At 65.7% G+C, this 3,089-nt stretch carries 5 protein-coding genes; all 5 read right to left on the bottom strand.

Annotated elements, in window-relative coordinates; genetic code table 11:
* The coding region (locus tag EOA38_RS31955; protein ID WP_189435054.1) for a dihydroxyacetone kinase subunit DhaK at positions 1-191 on the bottom strand (191 nt) is incomplete at its 3' end.
* Positions 192-275: 84 nt separating this feature from the next.
* On the bottom strand, positions 276-707 hold the full coding sequence (locus EOA38_RS31950; RefSeq protein ID WP_126090536.1) for a hypothetical protein: 432 nt from the start codon (positions 705-707) through the stop codon (positions 276-278).
* A gap of 7 nt (positions 708-714) precedes the next feature.
* Positions 715-2,289, bottom strand: coding sequence for a phosphoenolpyruvate--protein phosphotransferase (gene ptsP, locus EOA38_RS31945; RefSeq protein ID WP_127301100.1), 1,575 nt, complete (start codon positions 2,287-2,289; stop codon positions 715-717).
* A gap of 41 nt (positions 2,290-2,330) precedes the next feature.
* Positions 2,331-2,633: an HPr family phosphocarrier protein gene (locus EOA38_RS31940; RefSeq protein WP_126090534.1), complete on the bottom strand. Its 303-nt coding sequence runs from the start codon at positions 2,631-2,633 to the stop codon at positions 2,331-2,333.
* 19 nt (positions 2,634-2,652) lie between these two features.
* Positions 2,653-3,042 (bottom strand): dihydroxyacetone kinase phosphoryl donor subunit DhaM, encoded by a 390-nt coding sequence (gene dhaM, locus EOA38_RS31935; RefSeq protein WP_124999764.1) that lies wholly within the window; start codon positions 3,040-3,042, stop codon positions 2,653-2,655.
* Between the last annotated feature and the right edge of the window lie 47 nt (positions 3,043-3,089).

Raw genomic sequence — 3,089 nt, 5'->3', positions numbered from 1 at the left:
ACCAACCCGCCATGCAACGGCTCGTGGCCGGAACCGCCGCCCGAGATCAGCGCCACCTTGCCCGGCTTGAGCTCTCTGCGGCGGACGAATTTGTGTTCGTCGCCGAGCACGAGGATGTCCGAATGGGCGGCGGCGAAACCGTCGAGGCTTTCGGTGAGGATCGTATCCACCGTGTTGATGAACTTCTTCATGGCCGTCCTCCCGAACAGTCCTGGATTTGATATATGCAATTCCGAACGGAAAACCGCTGCATATTTTTCCCGGAATTGCTTTGGTCAGCCGCTGCCCTTGCCGGCGATGCTGGTGATCTTCTGGATGAATTCGTTGATCGCCCGGTCGAGCGCGGCGTTCTGCCTGTCGTCGCCGAAATCCGGCACGATCAGCGAGACGTGGCGCGTCTTGCGCGGACCCGAAGTCGCCGACATCTTGCCCGGATGCGCCTGGTGATAGGCGGCCAAGAACTGGTCGCGCTCGGCCGGACTGAAATGGCAGACGGAAAAGATAGAAGGCAGATGCTTTGACGGGATCGGTATCGAATAGGCCGGACTGGAGATCTGCGTGACGAAGCTGCGATGCTTGCCGAGCGCGTCGGCAAGGCGCTGGCGCATGCCCGATGGCCGCTGGTCGATAACCTGCGACAGGATCGTCTTGTAGGCGCGGATCGCGTCTTCCGAGCCGGCTTCCTGTATCTTGGCTGCCTTGGCCATGCCGCGCTTACACCGAAACGTCCGCGATGGCCGCCTTGGCCATGGCGAGTTGGGCAGGCGCGACCGAAAGGTCGCGCAGGCCGGCCTCGAGCAACAGCGGGATGGCGGCCGGGTCGCCGCCGGCGTCACCGCAAAGGCTGACCGGAATCCCTTTCTCCCGCCCGAAGGCCGCGACCGAAGCGATCAGCCGCAGCACTGCCGGGTGGCGGACCGAATTGAGATGCGCGACCGATGCATTGTCACGTGCCGCCGCCATCACATATTGCGTCAGGTCGTTGGAGCCGATCGAGAAGAAGGCGACCTTGGCGAATGCCTCCGGCGCGATGGCGACAGACGGCACCTCGACCATGATGCCGAGCGGCGGCAGCTTATGCGCAATGCCGCGCGCGGCGAGCGCCGCCTGCTCCTCGGCGAACAGCGCTGCGGCTTGGGCATACTCCTCGGCGGTGGCGACCATCGGAAACATGACCTTCAGATTGCCGTGTACGGCGGCGCGCAGCAATGCCCGGATTTGCATCCGGAAAATGTCGAGCCTGGCCAGTGACAACCTGATGCCGCGCAGGCCGAGGAACGGGTTGGTCTCCGCGACGGTGAAGCCGGGAACCGGCTTGTCGCCGCCGGCATCGACGGTGCGGATGGTCACCGGTTTTTCTCCGGCCCACTCCAGCACCTTGCGATAGGCATGGTACTGCGTCTCCTCGTCCGGCAGCGCCCCGCCGAACAGGAACTCCGTCCGCATCAGCCCGACGCCGTCACAGGTCTCGATATCGATGCCGTCGACATCGGAAGGATAGGCGATGTTGACCTGAACGCGCACGGCCGTGCCGGCTTCCGTCATGGCCGGCTGGGAGAGAAAAGCCTGCGCCTTGCCCTGGCGCGCCGCGAAGGAGGACGACGACCGCCTAAAGGCTTCGAATTCCGCCGGCGACGGCGCGAACATAAGGCCGCCATGCTCGGCGTCGAGCAGCGCGACTCCCGTGGGCTCATCCGCGAAAGCGCCGAGCCCCACCACCATCGGCACGCCGCGCGAGCGCGCCAGCATGGCGACATGGCTGGCCGTGCTGCCGGCCTTGAGCGCGATGCCGCCGCCTCTGCTCCAGTCTGTTTCGAGGAAGCGCGTCGGCGCGATGTCCGTGCCGTAGAGGATGGCGCCGGCAGGTGCTGCGGCCTCACCGTCCTCGCTCAAGGCGTGCAGCACCTGGTCGCGGATGTCGCGAAGGTCGGCGGCCCGCGCCCGGAAATAGTCCTGGTCGGAAGCCTCGTAGCCTGCGATTTCGGCATCCAGCGCCTGCCGCCAGGCAACGTCGGCCGGTTCGCCTGAACCGATCGATGCTAAGGCCGGAACGCTCAGCGCATCGTCCTGGAGCATGGCGATGTGGAATTCGAGGATGCCGGCGGCGTCGCCATCGGCGGTTTCGATCAGCGCGGTCAACCGGCTCACCGCCTTTTCGATCGCAGCCTGCAGCGCTGCTTTCTCCTCCGCCGCGTTTGCCTTGCCTCTGTAGGCAACCGGCGGCCGGTCGAGATCGAACAGCGGCCCTTCGGCATAGCCGGCTGAGGCGGGAACGCCTTCAATCCGCATGGTCCGCAGTCCTTGCGGATGTCGGACACGTTTTGCCCGTCTCAAGCGGACCGGGCATGGTCCCTGTCCTCGTCGAAGTCGCGCTGCACCAGGTCGACCAGCGCGCCGACCACTTGCTCGGCGCCGTCACCTCGCGCCCTTATGTGCAGCAGGGTTCCCTTGGGCGCCTTGGCCGCCATTACCTTGACGATGCTCTTGGCGTCGAACCAGGGGCCGTTGGCGGCCACCGCCACTTCCACCTCGGCCGCGAACGACTTGGCGAGCTTGGTGAACTTCACCGAAGGGCGCGCGTGCAGGCCCACCTCGTGGGTGATCAGGACAGTGGCTTCGGCGGATGCGGACATTCAGTCGGTTCCCGTTCCTTCATGACGGCGACAATTCATGCGCCGTCGCCACCACTTCCTTAAGCGAGGCGCCGCCGGAAGCTTCCGTCGCCGCCATCACGGCGCCCTCGACGATCGGCGCGTTGCAGACGACGATCTTGTGGGAGCGCGGCTCGCCGATCATCTCGACCGCCATCTCTGAGTTGGTCTCGGCGCCGCCGAGATCGACCAGGATGGCGACGCCCGCTTCCGACCAGGCCTTGTCGATCGCGCCCATGATCGCCTCGACGCTTGTGCCGAGCCCGCCATGGCCGTTTCCGCCGCACCATGCAAGCGGCACTTCGTCGCCCACCATCTGGCGCACCATGTCGGCCGTGCCTTCGGCGACCAGCGGCGAATGCGATACGATGACGATACCGACATTGCTCATCGGCGATCCTCGACGGTTTCAGCGACTGCGCGCACCAGCAGCGCGGT

This window comes from Mesorhizobium sp. M1E.F.Ca.ET.041.01.1.1, from assembly GCF_003997355.1.
In the GTDB taxonomy this organism is placed as follows: Bacteria; Pseudomonadota; Alphaproteobacteria; order Rhizobiales; family Rhizobiaceae; genus Mesorhizobium.
The sequence above is the reverse complement of the archived record's forward strand: the minus strand, read 5'-3'. Positions and strand labels throughout refer to the sequence as shown.